The organism is Terribium retamae, assembly GCF_022347545.1.
GTDB classification, from domain to species: Bacteria; Pseudomonadota; Alphaproteobacteria; order Rhizobiales; family Rhizobiaceae; genus Mesorhizobium; species Mesorhizobium retamae.
The window spans coordinates 1-16,451 of the sequence record NZ_JAKREW010000067.1 but is presented as its reverse complement, the minus strand read 5'-3'; the positions used below and the strand labels follow the sequence as shown (position 1 = coordinate 16,451).

At 65.6% G+C, this 16,451-nt stretch carries 15 protein-coding genes and 1 pseudogene; 5 read left to right on the top strand and 11 right to left on the bottom strand.

Annotation, left to right across the window (positions count from 1 at the left end; translation table 11 throughout):
• The 3 genes from L4923_RS28890 to L4923_RS28880 form a co-directional block, all read left to right on the top strand.
• Positions 1 to 342: hypothetical protein (locus L4923_RS28890; RefSeq protein WP_239370555.1), on the top strand; the 342-nt coding region annotated here is incomplete at its 5' end.
• An 844-nt stretch (positions 343 to 1,186) separates the two neighbouring features.
• Entirely contained in the window at positions 1,187 to 1,513 is a 327-nt protein-coding gene (locus L4923_RS28885) for a hypothetical protein (protein WP_239370554.1), read from the top strand.
• Positions 1,514 to 1,585: 72 nt separating this feature from the next.
• A complete protein-coding gene (locus L4923_RS28880; RefSeq protein ID WP_239370553.1) occupies positions 1,586 to 1,894 on the top strand; it encodes a hypothetical protein in 309 nt (102 codons plus the stop codon).
• Positions 1,895 to 2,065: 171 nt separating this feature from the next.
• Here L4923_RS28880 and L4923_RS28875 read toward each other — a convergent pair whose 3' ends face one another.
• The 8 genes and pseudogenes from L4923_RS28875 to L4923_RS28840 form a co-directional block, all read right to left on the bottom strand.
• A complete protein-coding gene (locus L4923_RS28875; RefSeq protein WP_239370552.1) occupies positions 2,066 to 3,181 on the bottom strand; it encodes an anhydro-N-acetylmuramic acid kinase in 1,116 nt (371 codons plus the stop codon).
• Positions 3,178 to 4,194, bottom strand: a complete 1,017-nt coding sequence (locus L4923_RS28870; RefSeq protein ID WP_239370551.1) for a serine hydrolase domain-containing protein — start codon at positions 4,192 to 4,194, stop codon at positions 3,178 to 3,180. The genes L4923_RS28875 and L4923_RS28870 overlap by 4 nt, the downstream gene beginning before the upstream one ends.
• A gap of 367 nt (positions 4,195 to 4,561) precedes the next feature.
• Positions 4,562 to 6,373, bottom strand: a pseudogene (locus L4923_RS28865) (ABC transporter ATP-binding protein).
• Between the two features lie 2 nt (positions 6,374 to 6,375).
• Entirely contained in the window at positions 6,376 to 7,209 is an 834-nt protein-coding gene (locus L4923_RS28860; protein ID WP_239370550.1) for an ABC transporter permease, read from the bottom strand.
• Positions 7,209 to 8,168 carry an ABC transporter permease gene (locus L4923_RS28855; RefSeq protein ID WP_239370549.1) on the bottom strand — a complete coding sequence of 320 codons (960 nt, stop codon included), beginning with the start codon at positions 8,166 to 8,168 and terminating at the stop codon, positions 7,209 to 7,211. The genes L4923_RS28860 and L4923_RS28855 overlap by 1 nt, the downstream gene beginning before the upstream one ends.
• 414 nt (positions 8,169 to 8,582) lie before the next feature.
• A complete protein-coding gene (locus L4923_RS28850; RefSeq protein WP_239370548.1) occupies positions 8,583 to 10,100 on the bottom strand; it encodes an ABC transporter substrate-binding protein in 1,518 nt (505 codons plus the stop codon).
• Positions 10,101 to 10,151: 51 nt separating this feature from the next.
• Positions 10,152 to 11,084, bottom strand: a complete 933-nt coding sequence (gene murQ, locus L4923_RS28845) for an N-acetylmuramic acid 6-phosphate etherase (protein ID WP_239370547.1) — start codon at positions 11,082 to 11,084, stop codon at positions 10,152 to 10,154.
• 166 nt (positions 11,085 to 11,250) lie between these two features.
• The gene (locus L4923_RS28840) at positions 11,251 to 12,147 is read right to left on the bottom strand and encodes a LysR substrate-binding domain-containing protein (protein ID WP_239370556.1); all 897 of its coding nucleotides are present in this window, start codon (positions 12,145 to 12,147) and stop codon (positions 11,251 to 11,253) included.
• Between the two features lie 171 nt (positions 12,148 to 12,318).
• Here L4923_RS28840 and L4923_RS28835 point away from each other — a divergent pair, with 171 nt between their 5' ends.
• A complete protein-coding gene (locus L4923_RS28835; protein ID WP_239370546.1) occupies positions 12,319 to 12,687 on the top strand; it encodes a nuclear transport factor 2 family protein in 369 nt (122 codons plus the stop codon).
• A gap of 14 nt (positions 12,688 to 12,701) precedes the next feature.
• Here the strand turns inward: L4923_RS28835 and L4923_RS28830 are convergent, their stop codons facing one another.
• Entirely contained in the window at positions 12,702 to 13,580 is an 879-nt protein-coding gene (locus tag L4923_RS28830; protein WP_239370545.1) for a glucosamine kinase nucleotide-binding domain-containing protein, read from the bottom strand.
• Positions 13,577 to 14,833, bottom strand: a complete 1,257-nt coding sequence (gene murA, locus L4923_RS28825) for a UDP-N-acetylglucosamine 1-carboxyvinyltransferase (RefSeq protein ID WP_239370544.1) — start codon at positions 14,831 to 14,833, stop codon at positions 13,577 to 13,579. The genes L4923_RS28830 and murA overlap by 4 nt, the downstream gene beginning before the upstream one ends.
• Before the next feature lie 151 nt (positions 14,834 to 14,984).
• Between murA and L4923_RS28820 the strand changes: the two genes are divergently transcribed.
• A complete protein-coding gene (locus L4923_RS28820) occupies positions 14,985 to 15,836 on the top strand; it encodes a MurR/RpiR family transcriptional regulator (protein WP_239370543.1) in 852 nt (283 codons plus the stop codon).
• A gap of 25 nt (positions 15,837 to 15,861) precedes the next feature.
• Here L4923_RS28820 and L4923_RS28815 read toward each other — a convergent pair.
• Positions 15,862 to 16,451 (bottom strand): GNAT family N-acetyltransferase (locus tag L4923_RS28815; RefSeq protein WP_239370542.1); only part of this gene is annotated, 590 nt, incomplete at its 5' end.

Sequence of the window (16,451 nt, the reverse complement as noted above, 5' to 3'; positions counted from 1 at the left end):
GCCGTGGCCGGCTTGGTTGCAGCCGCCGCTGGCTTCGCCGCGGGCGCCTTGGCTGGCGCGGCCTTGGATGCAGCCGCCGTAGCTGGTTTCGATGCTGCCGCCGCCGGCTTGGACGCGGCTGCCTTTGCCGATTTGGCCGGGGCTGCGGTCGTCGCCTTTGATGCTGCTGCCGTGGCCGGCTTGGATGCAGCTGTCGCGGCTGGCTTCGTTGCCGCTGCGGAGGCTGGTTTCGCCGTGGCTGCCTTGGCTGGCGCGGGCTTGCTCGGGGCTGCTGAAACCGTCGCCGACGAAGCCCGCAGCGGAGCCGGGGAAGACGAGGCGGATTTCGCCTCGCGCAGTTGAACCTCCAGATCGGCGCGTGCGTTGGCGCAGGTTTCCAGATCGCCGGTCAGGCGTTTCGCATCGGATTTCAGCCTGTCGCGCTCGTTGCGGATGCTTTCGACATCGCTGCGTGTACGCGCAAGCTCATCGCGCAGACGCCCCCATAAAAACCAACCGATCAACAACCCGACAATGAAAGCCAAGAGCACATAGAAAAAAGTCATTACTTCTCTCCTGCGAGTAATCGTTCCTCAAAATGGTCTTCGGCGCCGCATCTTGTGGCAGAGCCGCTGCAAAAGGAAAGCTATCCATACTAAAATCTATCAAACCAGAAACTTATAAACCGGAAATTTGGATCATCAACGCCTATGCGCCGGTCCTCGCGTTGGGATGAAGGCTCGCGAGCCTCTGCATCCCTGCGACTCAACGATCCCGCCGCCGTCGACGATACGAGAGATCCTGGCTGCCGATTCATCTGGAGCGCCTCGATCGCTGGCGCAGCCTTCCGCTTGGCTCCCGCGCCGACGCGCGCGCGCAGGGCACCGCTGACCGACCAGGCGCCCGCTCCGACAGTCATTCGAGATGACCGTCGATATACGCTCTGATCATGCGCACCTGGGTCTCCAGGTCTCCTCCATCCATGGTTGGATTTAAAACATGATAATTTTACTCCAGTTTGTATTCACAGAACCGGATTTGCGTTGTAATGTCGATAGCGTCGCGCAGGTGTGATCCCACCGCGACATCAACGCTCAGACCCCGAAACTGACGACTTGGCTCTGCTCCGGGGCAGGATCAGCATCGTCCACAGGGGAGATCGATCGGGTCGAGCGACGTGGCAATGGCATGGATAGGAACGGGCGGCATGATCAACTACAGGCCCTCCGGCGCCTCGGGCGCCACCTTCGAACATCGCGAACTGACCGGGGAAGCGAACCACCTTCGCGAGTCCCTGACGGCTCTCGAGATTTCGTTGTCCCGGCTTCACCAGGCCAAGCGCATCGCCGACGAAAGCCTGCGCCGCGCGCAGGATGCGCCGGGCCCGCATACCTCCGAAAACGCGATCTTCGTGGCCTTGTGGGAATCGCATCTCGGCGACCGGGAGATGCTGTTCTCGGCGATGCGGCAGCTCGACCACGCGCGCCAGGCGCTGGACAGCGCCGGGATCGGCGAGCCCGACAAGGCCGATTGATCGACGGCAACCGAACGCAAGCGCCGCAGCCCATCGCCACGTCCGCTTCCCGCAATCCAGAGTGAGTATGTGATGCAGATGGAAATCGAACGTCGCCAGGACGAAGCCGAGGCACGGATCCGCGCGGTGATCATGAAAGAACTGTGCGAGGCCATGCATGCCACCAACCTGCCGCCACTGGCGGTGCTGCGGCTGGCGGCGCGGTCGATCGGCTCGATCTACCGGGAGATGGCGGATGCGCATCTCGGGTTCGACCGTTGCGTATGCGGCTGGCAGCCGCATGCGGCGGATGTGGAACTTCTCTGCATGGCGTTGATGACGGCCTGCACGCAGCGGCGGACCACCGATCTGCGGCTGATGCGCGTCGAGGGCAGTGCCTGAGGATAGGCCCGCTTTGCCGATCTGCCGTGCAGGCCTTGACCGAAAGAGCTTCCGCCGGAGTAATAAGCCTGACTGCAAAGGAAGCCCGTTATTTCCGGGCTCGCGGAGCGCCAAGCGATCGGAGAGTGTGGCTCGCTGGCATCGGCGTTCGCGCCCGAGGGTCGCGGGGATCTAGCCAGCGATGCGACCGCCGGTCATCGGTTCGGGCACGCCGGTCGTGCTGGGGAAGCTGATCGGCATGCCGCGCAGCGCCCGCACGGCCAGGAAGGCGAAACACTCGGCCTCGACGGCATCGCCGCGCCAGCCGAGCTTGTCGGCGGAAACCGCATCGACGTCCGCCCTCTGTTTCAGCATCGCCATGAATGTCGGATTGTGGCGGCCCCCGCCCGAAACGAACAGCGTCTTCGGCCGCCGCGGCAGCAGGTCCAGCGCCTTGCCGACACAGGCTGCGCTGAAGGCGGTGAGCAGGGCGGCGCCGTCCTCGTTGCCCAAGCCGTCGGCCATCGCGGCGGTGAAGTCGAAGCGGTCGAGCGACTTCGGATAGGGTGCTGCGAGATAAGGATGCTCGAGCAGCGTCGCCAGCCGCGCCTCGTCCACCTTGCCTTTGGCGGCAAGCGCGCCGTCGCGGTCCATTTCGCCCAGCCCGCGCGCCTTGATGAAATCGTTGATCGGCGCATTGGCCGGCCCGGTGTCGAAGGCGACGATATCGCCCTTGCCGTCCCACCAGGTGACATTGCCGACACCCCCGAGATTGAGGATGGCGCTGTCGCCGCTGGCGCCGGCAGTCCCCAGCAGCGCCGCATGATAGGCGGCCGCCAGCGGCGCGCCCTGGCCGCCGGCACGGACATCGGCGGTGCGGAAGTCATAGACCACCTTGGCCCCGAGGATGGCGTGCATCAGCGCACCGTCGCCGAGCTGGCGCGTGTCGCCGATGCGGCCCTTTTGCGGACCCCTGTGCAGCACGGTCTGGCCATGGAAGCCGACCACGCCGATATCGGCCATGCCCATGCCTGCCTGCTCGACCACCTGCTTGACCGCTGCCGACTGGGCACGGGTGAGCGCGGCTTCGGCTTGCGCGAAGATGGCAGGTTCTGGTCCCTCGAAATTCCAGACCCGGGCGGCCGCCTGCGCTTCCTCCAGCATGGTGCGGATCGAAGGCGCATAGGGAACCAGCGCATAGGCGCCGAAGGCCTCGATCGTCTCGCCGTCGGTCTTGAGCAATGCGACGTCGATATTGCCGTCGAGCACGGTTCCGGTCATCAGCCCGACCGACCAGACAGGGGTCATTGTTGTGCTCCAATTATGAGGTCGCCGACATGGCGGCGAAGGTCGACGATGCCGCTGTCGAAATGGCGGGTAGGATGGATGCGGTTGGTCAGCAGGGTCCAGGCGTGCCCGGCGTCGAAATCGATCCACAGCCCGGTTCCGGTGAAGCCGGTATGCCCGATGGTGCCGGCGCTGCAGCGATTGCCGCCCGACCAGCCCTCATAGGCATGTTCCCAGCCATGCGTGCGCTTGTCGGAGAGCGGCGTGCGCATCAGCGTGATGGCTTCGTGCGAAGCGCCGGTGCCGTCGAGCAAGCCCTGCGCGAAGTCGAGCACGGCGGCAGCGGTGCCGAACAGCCCGGCATGGCCGGCGCCCTGCAGTGCGGAACAATTGTCGTCATGCACCTCGCCGCTGAGCACCCGGTGGCGCCAGGTGCAATCCTCGGTCGCTGCCGACTGTTCGGGATCGGCCGAGAACGCAAAGCCGGGTCCGGCGTCCATGTCGCGGATCGTCTGGCCGGCCTGGCGCTCCAGGGCGAAGCCCAGCAGGATGAAGTTGATGTCGGAATAGACCGACGCACTCCTGTGCCACTCGCGCTGCAGCACGAAAGCCCGCAGCAGGTCCGGGTCGCGGCCATAGGTGTAGATCGGTGCCACCGCGGGGAAGGGCGTCTGGTGGCCGAGGCATTGGCGGAAGGTGACCTGCCGCTCCCAGCAATCGGCATCGTATTGGCGCAGGTCCGGCAGCGCCGTGGTCAGCGGCGCATCGAGGTCGATGGCGCCGGTCGCAGCAAGCGCCAGTATGCGCGGCGTGGTGAAGATGACCTTGGTCAGCGAGGCCAGGTCGAACCAGGTGTCCTCGCGCATCGCACGCTCCGACGGCACGCGCTGCGCGAGCCCCGTGGCGCGGGTGAGCCGCTGGCCGTCGCGCGTCACCAGCCCCAGAACGCCTCCCGGGATGTGGTTCGTTTCCACCGCCTGCCGCAGCGCGCCAAAGGCCCGGTCGAAACGCCGCTGGAGATTATTGGCGCTCACAAGGGCACCCGGATGAAGGCATTTACCTTTACCCCTCGAAGGCTAAGGGATGAACACAAGTACTTCGCGGTGCGTGAAGTTCGACGGTCCGCGTTGCCCCTCACCTGCCTGCCGGCATCCTCTCCCCGTGAACGGGGAGAGGGACGCTCTCGCCGAGGATTTCGCCAATCGCCAGCATTGCAGAATGAGCGCCATCGTTGCGGCCAGCCTCCTTCTCCCCGTTCACGGGGAGAAGTGCCCGGCAGGGCGATGAGGGGCAGCAGCGCATTCGTGGTCGAAGCACCCCTATGCAAGACGTGTGCACCCCGCTCCCCCTTTGGGTTGAAGGTATCGGCCGGCGAAGCTTCACCCGACTGCCCTGCGGTGCTCATCCTTGCAGCTCTCCTTCGGCGCGCACCTTATGGTCGTGGCCGAACTGAAGCCAGCTTGCCGGCGCCGGTTCGTAACCGAGCGGCCGTACCAGCGAAGGCACCTGCCGTGTGTCCAGCTCGAAATGCTGCCGGCGCCGCTCGATCGTCGGCACAGCCTCGATCAGCTTCCTGGTGTAGGGATGCCGGGGGTTCGACAACACCGATTTCGCGTCTCCGATCTCGACGATCTGGCCGGCGAACATCACGGCGACGCGATGTGCGATCCGTTCCACCACCGCCATGTCGTGCGAAATGAACAGATAGGCAAGGCCGTATTCGCGCTGCAGGTCGACCAGAAGTTCGAGCACGCGCGCCTGCACCGAGACATCGAGCGCCGACACCGCTTCGTCCAGCACCACGACCGAAGGGTTCAGCATCAGCGCGCGTGCGATGCACAGCCGCTGGCGCTGGCCGCCGGAGAACTGGTGCGGGTAGCGCATGAGGCTGTCCTGCGGCAGGCCGACCCGTTTGAGCAGCGCCGCCATCCTGTCGCGCATAGCGGCGTCGATGCGCTGGCCGGCAGCGATCACAGGCTCGGCCAGGATCTGCTCGACGCTGAGGCGCGGGTTGAGCGAGGCATAGGGGTTCTGGAACACCATCTGCACCGGCAGGCGGCTTTGCCCGGGCCTGGCCGTTTGCGCGTCGACGGCGAAGGTGCCGCGCGTCGGCGCGACGAGACCGAGCACGGCGCGCGCCGTTGTCGATTTGCCCGAGCCGCTTTAGCCGACGATCGCCAGCGTCTCGCCCGCCATCAGGTCGAAGCCGACGCCGTCCACCGCATGCACCGCGCCGAAGGGCCGGCCGAGCCAGCCGCTCTTCATCGGATAGCGCACGACGAGATCGTCGACTCTCAGTGTCGGTTTGGGCGGCGTCGGCTTGGCCGCCTCGGGCTTCTCGTCCGCTTGCGCGCGCGTGCCATCCGTCCGCGCAGCGCTGCCGCCGGAAAAATGCGGCACGGCATGCAGCAGATGTTTGGTGTAGGGGTGCTGGGGACGGTCTAGGATCTGGCTCAACTCGCCCTGTTCGACGGCGCGGCCGTCCTGCATCACCATCACGCGGTCGGCGATGCCGGCCACCAGCCCGATGTCGTGGCTGATGAAGATCATCGACATGCCGGTTTCGCGTCTGAGTTCCGCCAGCAGCGCCATGATCTGCGCCTGCACCGTGACGTCGAGCGCCGTGGTCGGCTCGTCGGCGATCAGCAGGCGCGGGTTGCAGGCCAGCGCCATGGCAATCATCACCCGCTGCAGCATGCCGCCGGAAAGCTGGTCCGGTGTCGCCGCCAGCCGGCGCCCGGCATCGGGAATGCGGACGCGCTCCAGCGCTTCGCGTGCGGCGGCCTTGGCCTGCCTGCCGGTCAGGCCGCGATGCAGCTGGAACGCTTCCTCGATCTGGCTGCCGATGGTGAGCACCGGGTTCAGCGAGGTCATCGGCTCCTGGAAGATGACGCCGATCTCGGCGCCGCGGATCCTGGTCAATTCGCGCGTGTCGGCGGTGCCGATATCGGTGATGCTGCCGTCGGCGCGCGTGAGCTCGATCGTGCCGCCGGCGATGCGCCCGCCGGCATAGTCGATCAGCCGGTTGGTCGAGAGCGCGGTGACGGATTTGCCGGAGCCGCTTTCGCCGACGATGGCCAGCACCTCGCCGACGCCGAGGTCGAAACTGACGCCGTGCACGACTTCCTTGGCCTCGCTGCCACGGCCAAAACTCACATGCAGGTCGCGGACCGAAAGGATCGGTTTCGCCGCAATCGTTCTGATCTCCGGCATCCTCACGCCCTCCTCGTCTTGGGGTCGAGGATGTCGCGCAGCGCGTCGCCCAGCAGGTTGAAGCCGAGGATCGACAGCATGATCGCCAACGCCGGGAAGGCGAGCAGCCAGGGCGCCTGCTCCATCAGGTTGCGGCTGTCGCTCAGCATCAGGCCGAGCGACGAGGTCGGCGGCTGCGTGCCGAGGCCGAGGAAGGAGAGGCCGGCCTCCGTCAGCAGCGCCCAGGCCAGCGCCAGCGTCACCTGCACGGTCAGCGGTGCGACGAGATTGAGCAGCAGGTGGCGGGTCAGGATGTAGAAGCGGCTCGAGCCGAAGGTGCGTGCCGCATCGACGAAGTCGCGTGCCTTGAGCGACAAAGCCGGGCCACGCACGACCCGCGTGAAGATAGGCGTATAGACGATGGCGATCGCCATCACGCTGGTCCACGTGCCGGGGCCGATGATCGTCACCACCAGCAGTGCCAGCAGGATCGCCGGGAAAGCCAGCAGCACATCCATCAGCCGCATCAGGACCGTGTCCCAGCGCTTGCCGTACCAGGCCGCCGTCAGGCCGAGCACGGTGCCGGCGAGGGCTGCCGCGGTGACCGAGAAGAAGGCGACGGTGAAGGACTGGCCGACGCCTTTCATGAGGCGGCTGGCGACGTCGCGGCCGAACAGGTCGGTGCCCATCCAGTGGGCGGCCGAAGGCCCGTGCAGCCGTACGATGCGGTATTGCATCAGCGGATCATGCGGGGTGAGGCCGAAAGCGCCGAGCAGGGCGATGACGAGATAGACGAGCACGATCACGCCGCCGATGCGGCCGCTTGGATGCGCGAAGACCGCCTTGACCATGCCCATCACCGGCCCTCCAGGCGGATGCGTGGGTCAAGCGCCACATAGGCGAGGTCGACCAGAAGGTTCACGATCATGAAGTTGAGGGCGACGAACAGTACCGAGCCTTGCACCAGCGCATAGTCGCGCTGCTGGATCGCCTCCAGCACCATGCGGCCGAGGCCGGGCAGTGCGTAGATCTGTTCGACGATGACCGCTCCGCCGAGCAGATAGCCGAATTCGATACCGCTCAGCGTCACCACCGGCACCAGCGCATTCGGCAGCGCGTGCCGCCAGATCACGCGCCGCTCCGGCGTGCCCTTGGCGCGCGCGGTGCGCACATAGTCGTCGCTCAGCACGTCGAGCATGGCCGAGCGCGACACGCGCGTCACCGATGCCGCGAAGGCCAAGCCCAGCGTGATCGCGGGCAGGATCATCTGGCTAAGGTTCTGCAGCGGATCCTGCCACAGCGGCGTGAAGGCGCCCATCGTCGGCAGCACGCCGAAACCTGCCGACAGGATGTAGATGAGCACCAGGCCGACGACGAAGCTCGGTGTCGACTGGCCGATCATCGCAGCGACGCGCACCGAAAGATCGGCCGGGCGCTCGTTGCGCGTTGCGGCAAAAACGCCGGCCGGCACGCCGATCGCCAGCGCGATCAGCATCGACAGCAGCGCCAGTTCCAGCGTCAGCGGGAAGTGCTCGAGAATGACCCCCAGCACCGGCTTGCCATAGGTCGCGGAAATGCCGAGGTTGCCGGAGAACAGGCCGGTGAGCCAGTGCCAGTACTGCACCGGCCAGGGTTGGTCGATGCCGAAATAGACGGCGAGCGACTCGCGCTGCTGCGGCGTCAGCAGGCCGGCCTCGGTGCCCAGCATCGCCGTGATCGCGTCGCCCGGCACGAGGCGGATGGCGACGAAGACCACGATCGAGACCCCGATCAGGACCAGGGGAAAGGCTGCAAGGCGCCGTATCAGATAGTTCACGAGTTGTCCCTGTATCGACGTTGGAACCGGTCCCCTTTGCCGGGAGCATCGGTGTCGAGGTGGAAGATGCTTCTGGGGAGGTCGCGGGGCAGGGCTGGGCCGCGCCTTCCTCTGCGTTCCGGAATGGACCCCCGACACTCTCCACTCCCTTCGGTCGCTCCGAGATCGAGGATGACGGGCTTCATGAGCTGCCAGCGCTAATTGTCACGGTTGTATCCCCGCTTGCAGGTGGCGGAAGGCGAATAAGGAACTCGTCATCCTCGACCTCGCAGGGAGCGAAGGGAGTGGAGAGTGTCGGGGATCCATTCCGGAACGCAGAAAAATAGCCCTTGCCGCAGCACGTTCATATGCGATTGCCTTGATGAAACGAAGGAGCGTGCGCCTCTTCACAGATTGCTCCTCCCGCCGTCGCGATCATTCCCCGATCGTCACCTTGCCGAGGCTGGCCAGCGAGCCGGTCGGCATCGGCACGAAGCCCTTCACGTTCTTCTGCTGCGCCGTATAGCCATAGGAGGTGTAGAGCCACACCCAGGGCGACTTCTCGGCGAGCTGCTTCTCGAAATCGGTGAAGATCGCCTTGCGCCTATCGCGGTCGGTCTCGGCACGGCCTTCCTGCAGCGCCTTGTCCAGCGTATCGTCGGCGAAGTTGGAGACCTTCTGCAGATTGCCGTTCTTCGTCCAGTAGCGGTTGTACATTGTGTAGGGGTCGGGACGTCCGCCGTTCAGCGCCACGGCCATGTCGAAGTCGCCCTTCAGCCAGGTGTCGACATAGACGTTGAGCTCCATCATCTTGATGTCGAGCTTCACGCCGATTTCGGCGAGCTGCGACTGCAGCACCTGGGCTTCGGCCGCCGCCGTCGGCGGCTCGCCGGTGGCGGCGATCACCGTTGCGGTGAAGCCGTCGGCCATGCCGGCATCGGCCATCAGCTTCTTGGCCTTCTCCACGTCGCGCTGGTAGCAGAACAGCGTGTTCGGATCGGATGCGAAGAACGGCATGGTCAGCGGGCCGGTCACCTTGCCTTCGCCGAGCGAGGCCGTGTCGAGCACCGCCTGCCTGTCGACGGCGCAGGAGATCGCCTGGCGCACGGCAAGCTCGTTCATCGGCTTGCGCGCCGGGTTGAGCTGCAGCACGTGATAAGCCAGCACCGGCGCGCGGTTGAGCTGGAGCTTGGGTTCGTTCGGCACCAGCGTCGCGATAAGCGGATCGTTGAGCAGCGCGAAGTCGATCTGTCCGGTGCGCATCGCCGCCAGGATGGCGGTCTCATCCGGCAGCACGCTGATCTCGATGCCCTCCAGCCCGGTCGGGCCGCCGGCCCAATCCTTGTTGGCCACCAGCACTTCCTTGGAGTTGGGGTCCCAGCGTTCCAGCTTGAACGGGCCCGACCCGACCGCCTTGGTGCCGATGGTGCCAGCCTGGATCTCGCTTGCCGGAACGATCGACGAATTGGTGTCGGTCATCGCGGTCAGGATCGGCGCATCGGGCTGCGACAGCTTGAAGACGACGGTTTCGGCATCGGGGGTCTCGATGCGGGCGATCGACAGATAGTTGGCGCGGTTGGCCGCGCCCGTCTTCTCGTCGAGGATGCGTTCGAAGGATGCCTTCACATCCGCCGGCGTCACGGCGGCACCGTTCTGGAACTTCGCCTTGGGATCGAGCTTGAACGTCAGCTCCTTGGCGTCGGCGGAGAATTGCCAGCTCCTGGCGATGCCCGGAACGATCTGCAAATCGGCATCGAGGCGCACCAGAGGCTCGTAGATCAGTTCGAGCAGCCGCAGCGACGAGAAGGCGGTCTGCTTGTGCGGGTCGAGGCCGGTCGCATCCTGCGCCCAGGCCATGCGCAGCTTGGCTGCGTCTGCGGTGCCGGCAAGTGCCGTCGCGCTCAGCATGGCGGCCATGGCCACGCCCGCCAGCCGCGTCATTCGATTGCTCATGTCATCCTCCCTTATCGTTCTTCTTGGCCGATCTTCGTGGCCACCCTCGTCCTACATGGCCGCGGGCCCGCTGTGCTCGATCGCTTTTCGCAGGAAGCCCCCCGCACCTTCCAGCGCAAACCGCGCCTCGGCAGGGTTCATCCCCGTCATTGTGACGAGGATCGCCAGTTTCACGTCGTTGTGGGTCTGGGCAAGGGCTGCTTCGGCCTCTTCAAGCGTGCAGTCGGTCGCCTGCATCACGATGCGCGCGGCACGCGCCACCAGCTTCCTGTTGGAGGCTTTGAGGTCGACCATCAGGTTCTGGTAGGTCTTGCCGATCTTCACCATGCTGGCGGTGGTCAGCATGTTCAGCACCAGCTTCTCGGCGGTGCCGGCTTTCATGCGGGTGGAGCCCGTCAGCACTTCCGGGCCGACGATGGGCGAGATGGCGATGTCGGCGATCGCTGCGATCGCCGAATGCGGATTGCAGGACAGCGCGACGGTGGTGGCGCCGACCTTCCTGGCATGGTTCAGCCCGCCGATGACATAGGGCGTGCGCCCGCTCGCGGCGATGCCCACCACGATATCCTTGTCGGTGAGGCCAATCTCGGCCAGCGCCTCAGCGCCCCGGGCCTGGCTGTCCTCGGCGCCTTCGGTCGCCTTGGTGAGCGCGTCATAGCCGCCGGCGATCAGCCCGATCACCATGGTCGGCGGCACGCGGAAAGTGGGCGGGCATTCGGAAGCGTCCAGTACGCCGATCCGCCCGCTGGTGCCGGCGCCCATATAGATCAGGCGGCCGCCCTTGGCGAAGGCGTCGGCGATGCGGTCGACGCAGGCGGCGATCTCGGGGATCACCTTCTCGACCGCATAGGCCACGCCCTTGTCCTCGTCATTGATCCTGCGCAGCAGCTCGACCGTCGGCAGTAGGTCCATGTCCATGGTGCGCGGGTTTCGTTCCTCGGAAACCAGCCGTTCCAGCTCTGTTATCAAGCCTTTTTCAGACACGGCTTTTACCTTTGCATTCCTGAGCATGATCCCGAAAAGTTGCAGACTTTTCAGAGAAAGATCGTGCGTCAAACAAGAGTCCAGGGCGTACCGGTCCGGTAGCATCCCGTTAACCATTTAGAATGCATTATTCCTCGATGTCAATCGGGTTTGGAATTGAATATTCCTACCCTGGAGCCGGCTTGGCTCGCAGCGCGGTCACCAGTGCAGACAGTGCAGTAGGCTGATGGTGGCGGCTGGGATAATACATGAAGAAGCCGGGAATTGGCGGCGTCCAGTCTTCCAGGACGCGGACAAGCCGACCGTCGGCAATGTCTTCGGCGACCTGCTCGTCATAGACCAGACCGAGGCCGACGCCGGCAAGCGCCGCCTGGATCACCAGATGGGTGTCGTCGATGACCAGTGGCCCATTCACGCCGATCGTGACCGACTTTCGCCCGCGCTCGAACTCCCATCGATATGGACCGCCCGGCAGCCGCAGGGTGATGCATCGATGATCGTTGAGATCCTTCGGTTCCCGTGGAATGGACCGTGACGAGAAATAGCCGGGCGATCCCACCACGGCCAATCGCAGATCCGGTGAGACACGCACTGCGATCATGTCCTTCTGGATGTATTCGCCGAGCTGGATGCCGGCATCGAATTCGCCGGCAACGAGGTCGACAGGCCCGGTGACGGTGGCCACGTCGAGAACGACGTCGGGATAGGCCTCGGCGAATGCCGCGAGCCGCGGCAGCATCACCATGACTGCGGCCGAGCGCGACATCACGATCCGAAGGCGGCCCGCGGGCCGGTGCCGGACGCTTCGGGCTTTGTCGAGCGCGACAGCGATCTGCTCGAGCGCCGGAGACAGATCCTGCAGCAGCGCTGCCCCCGCAGCGGTCGGGGCAACGCTCTTCGTTGTCCGGGCAAGAAGCCGCAATTCGAGCCGCTGCTCCAGCCCCCGTATGGTGTGGCTGAGGGCCGATTGGGAGACACCCAGCTTTGCCGCGGCCCGGGTGAAGCTTCGTTCGCGGGCGACCATCGCGAACGCTGCGAGTTCGTTCAGTTCGCTTTTCATAATTTATGAGTATGGTTCATGAATCTATATCAAGCAACATGGCTACACTCATAAATCATCCTGTCCTAGCTTGATCGGCAACGAGACGCCAACCGCGATCGGCGAGCACGCCTGGAGTGCCGCACGGGATGGCCGGGGTCGCGTTGATCAGTTCAACAGTTCATCAGGAAAACCATGGATACGGATGTTTCCGCATTGCGCGCGCTCGCGCAGACCTACTTCGACGCCGCCTATGAAATGGATGCCGGGAAATTCGCATCCATACTCCATCCCTCGAGCTCCGTGACGAAGATCGGCGAAGACGGCGGCGTGAGCGTGACGCCGATCGCGACATGGCTGGCAGCCGTCCGCAATGCGAAAGCTCCGAAACAGCAGGGCTTCGATCGCGAGGACCACATATTGTCGATCGATGTCGAGAACGAACTCGCGCTGATGAAGGTGAAACTGCAGGTCCCGCCCCGCATCTTCACCGACATGCTGTCATGCCTGAAGGTTCATGGAACGTGGAAGATCGTCCAAAAGGTGATGACTTCGAACGTTTAGCAAAGCGCCTGATATCAACGGCCGCGTCGTTGCCGGGCCAGGATGATGGCGCCCGATACGGCGTCGCCGTCCGCCGGCTTCAGGCGCCGGCGCACATCCGGCGCCAGCCAGGGCTCCAGCGGGCTGGAAAGGCCACCCAGCAGCGTCACGCGCGGCGCGCCCTTTTCGAACAGCGTGCGCACCAGCGTGTCGATATGTTCGGCCGCCGACTGCACGATGCGCCGGCCGGCGGCATCGCCCTGGTCGGCGTGGCGCATTACCGTCGGGGCAAGCGCGGCATAGTCGGTCGCGGTGGCGCGATCCATCCAGGCCACCGCCTCCATCGGATCGTCCTGGAACCGATGCATGATTTCGGAGAGCAGCGCGGAGCGGTCATGCCGCCCGTCATGCGCACGAAGTGCGAGCTGCACAGCCTTCAGCCCGAGATCGGCGCCGCTGCCTTCGTCCGAGATCGGGAAGCCGTAGCCGCCGACGCGCAGAGGCTGGCCCTCGACGAAGCCGAGGCCGATCGATCCGGTGCCGGCGATGACGATGGCGCCGTCAAGACCGGAATGCGCGCCGAGGCAGGCGCCCATGCCGTCGCTGGTGAAGTCGATGTCGAGAAAGGGATGCGCGATCGCCTGCAGCGCTTCCAGCGCACCCTTGCGGCCGATGCCGGCCAGGCCGATGCCGGCTGCGGTGTGCTTGAATTCGGCAGCGCCGAAGCCGGCTTCTTCCGCGGCGGCCTCGTAGGCGCGGGCGATCGACGCCCAGGCCGTCTCGATGCCAAGACGCGTCGTCGCCGGCCCGGAAAGACCCTGGCCGAGGATGGTGCCGGCCTCGTCCTCAATGCGGGCACGGCAACCGGTGCCGCCGCCGTCGACGCCGAGATAGAATCGCGGGGCGGTTTTCATTCGCGAAACCGTTCGATGGTCGCGCCGCACATGCGCAGCTTGCGGTCGAGGCTCTCATAACCGCGATCGAGATGGTAGACGCGGTTGACGATGCTTTCGCCCTCGGCGACGAGCGCGGCCAGCACCAGCGAGACCGAGGCACGCAGGTCGGTCGCCATCACCTGCGCGCCGCGCAGGGGCGTGCCGCCGCGCACCAGCGCCGACGTTCCCTGCAAGGTGATGTTGGCGCCGAGCCGCATCAGTTCCGGCACATGCATGAAGCGGTTTTCGAACACGGTCTCGCGCAGCAGGGACGCGCCCGGCGCACAGCACATCAGCGCCATGAATTGCGCCTGCAAATCGGTCGGAAAGCCGGGATAGGGCTCGGTCGTGGCATCGACGGCGCGCAGCGGCCCGTCGCGCGAGACGATCAGGCCGCGGTCGCCGGGCCAGACGCTGACGCCTGTCGCTTCGAGGATCTGCACCACCGAGGCGAGATGCTCCAGCCGTGCATGCGTCAGCTCCAGCTGGCCGCCGGTGATCGCGGCGGCGATGGCATAGGTGCCGGCTTCGATGCGGTCGGGGATGGTGTGATGCGTCGCCGCGCGCCAGACCGTGCCGCCCTGGACGAGGATGCGATGCGTGCCGGCGCCTTCGATCACCGCGCCCATGGCGTTCAGGCAGGCGGCGAGGTCTGCCACCTCCGGTTCACGCGCGGCATTGACGATCTCGGTTTCGCCCCTTGCAGCCGTTGCCGCCATCATCGCCGTCTCGGTGGCGCCGACGGAAGGCGAGCCGAGCACGATGCGCGCGCCGGTCAAACCGTTTGGCGCGCTGGCGACGATCGAGCCGCCCTGGATGCCGATATCGGCACCCAGAAGGCCGAGCGCCTTGATGTGCATGTCGACCGGCCGCGCACCGATGGCGCAGCCGCCCGGAAGCGAGACCTGCGCCTGGCCGAAACGCGCCAGCAGCGGGCCCAGCACCAGCACGGTGGCGCGCATCTTGCGCACCGTATCGTAGCTCGTCTCCCGGGAGACCGCGGCAGCCGTTTCGATCGTCACGGCATGCGCCGAGCGGCTGATTTCGGCACCGTGCTGCGTGATCACGCTCAGCATGTTGTCGACGTCGCTGACCGCCGGCAGGTTGGTCAGTTCGAGCGGATGCGGGCTGAGCAGCGATGCCGCGATCTGCGGCAGCGCCGCGTTCTTCGCGCCGGAGATCGCGACCGCGCCTTGCAGCCGCTGCCCGCCGACGATACGCAATCTGTCCATGGTTCAGGATCCAATCCGGCTGCCGTCGAACCGGCAGGACCGATGCGAGAGTTGACCCGGATATTCTTACCTGTCAACCTGCATTGGAATATTCTATTCCTGATCAAGATCGTGCGTAACTGTCCGGATCGGAACGAAGAGGCAGGTCTCAATGTCGGTTCTCACGAAGATCCACGCCACGCTCGACACCATGGCGCCGGCCGACCGGCAGATCGGCCAGTTCATCGTCGACAATCCCGACGAGATGCTGCAGCTGTCGTCGGCCGCGCTCGCCGAGCAGACCGGCCGCAGCCAGTCGAGCGTGGTGAAGTTCTCGCAGAAGCTCGGCTATGCCACCTATCAGCAGCTGAAGCTGGCCGTCAGCGAGGCGAAGACCAAGCAATGGCAGGCCCCGGCCGGCATGGTGCATGGTTCGATCGAACGCGGCGACGGCTATATGACCGTGCTGCAGAAGCTGGTCGCCAGCAAGCTCGCCTCCATGCAGCAGACCACGTCGATCAACACCGAACAGACCATCGGCGAAGTGCTCGACCGCTTGGACAGGGCCGGTCGCATCCACCTCGCCGGCGTCAGCGCTTCGGCGCTGGTGGCGCGCGACTTCGCCATCAAGCTGATGAAGCTCGGCCGCAATGTCCTGCATGACAGTGACAGCCATGTGCAATTGGCCAGTGCCTCGTCGCTCGGCCCGAAAGACGTCTTGTTCGCGCTCTCGCATTCGGGCACCAGCATCGAGACGCTGCGCATCGCCGAGCAGGCCAAGGCGCGGGGTGCGGCGGTCGTCGTCATGACATCGCTGAAGAACAATCCGCTCAGCCGCATCGCCGACCTCGTTCTTTATTCGGTGGGCGACGATGACGGCGTGCGCTCCTCCGCCATCTCGGCGCGCGATGCGCAACTGGCGCTGACCGACCTGCTGTTCATCCTGCTGGTGCAGCGCCAACCCGACGCGGACGACCATATCCGCAACAGCGAGGCGGCCGTATCGGCATTGAAGCAGGCCTAGCCTTCTTCAGGCAGACGTGCCCGGCTCATCCGTCGGCGAGCGACAGTTCCATCTCCAGTTGGGTGACTGCCGTCTGCTTCCAGTCCGTCCCGGTCAGGAAGCTTGCCGCCTGCGCCGCAGGCAGCGTTGCCGAAATGGCCCAGGGCCGGTCCGCAAACCGCGCGAGCAGGCTCTGCATGAAACGGCGACCGATGCCTTGCCGTTGCCGGGAGGCCTGGACAGCGAGAGCCAGCAGGCGCACCGTCGACCCGCTCGCGTCGACCAAGGCGCCGGCTGTTCGATCGTCGTTCCGGAACGCTTCGATCGGGTTTGTTGCGCCGGCAAAGCAAAGCGGCGATGTCTGCCAGCTCGCATCCTTCGGCCAGGCATCGAGCAGCAGCGGCAGGACGAAGTCAGCCGGGCATGACAGGGCACCGTCTTCCGGCTGCTCGGGTCCGCGCTCGACCGGGTCATGCGTATAGCCTGCCAGCCGACGGCGGGTTTCGAAACCCGCTCTGGTGTAGGTCGAGATCGCCTTGTGGTTGCTTTCGATCACCTCCAGGACCAGCCGGTCGTCGCCGCGCGAACGGGCATCGGCGATCGCCGCGGCCACCGCCTGCGCGCCGATGCCGGCTC

What these genes read in the sequence shown, in the direction of transcription:
- L4923_RS28885 (WP_239370554.1), top strand. Translation starts at nt 1,187, where the DNA reads ATGATCAACTACAGGCCCTCCGGCGCCTCGGGCGCCACCTTCGAACAT.
- L4923_RS28880 (WP_239370553.1), top strand. Translation starts at nt 1,586, where the DNA reads ATGCAGATGGAAATCGAACGTCGCCAGGACGAAGCCGAGGCACGGATC.
- L4923_RS28875 (WP_239370552.1), bottom strand. Translation starts at nt 3,181, where the DNA reads ATGACCCCTGTCTGGTCGGTCGGGCTGATGACCGGAACCGTGCTCGAC.
- L4923_RS28860 (WP_239370550.1), bottom strand. Translation starts at nt 7,209, where the DNA reads ATGGGCATGGTCAAGGCGGTCTTCGCGCATCCAAGCGGCCGCATCGGC.
- L4923_RS28850 (WP_239370548.1), bottom strand. Translation starts at nt 10,100, where the DNA reads ATGAGCAATCGAATGACGCGGCTGGCGGGCGTGGCCATGGCCGCCATG.
- L4923_RS28835 (WP_239370546.1), top strand. Translation starts at nt 12,319, where the DNA reads ATGGATACGGATGTTTCCGCATTGCGCGCGCTCGCGCAGACCTACTTC.
- L4923_RS28830 (WP_239370545.1), bottom strand. Translation starts at nt 13,580, where the DNA reads ATGAAAACCGCCCCGCGATTCTATCTCGGCGTCGACGGCGGCGGCACC.
- murA (WP_239370544.1), bottom strand. Translation starts at nt 14,833, where the DNA reads ATGGACAGATTGCGTATCGTCGGCGGGCAGCGGCTGCAAGGCGCGGTC.
- L4923_RS28820 (WP_239370543.1), top strand. Translation starts at nt 14,985, where the DNA reads ATGTCGGTTCTCACGAAGATCCACGCCACGCTCGACACCATGGCGCCG.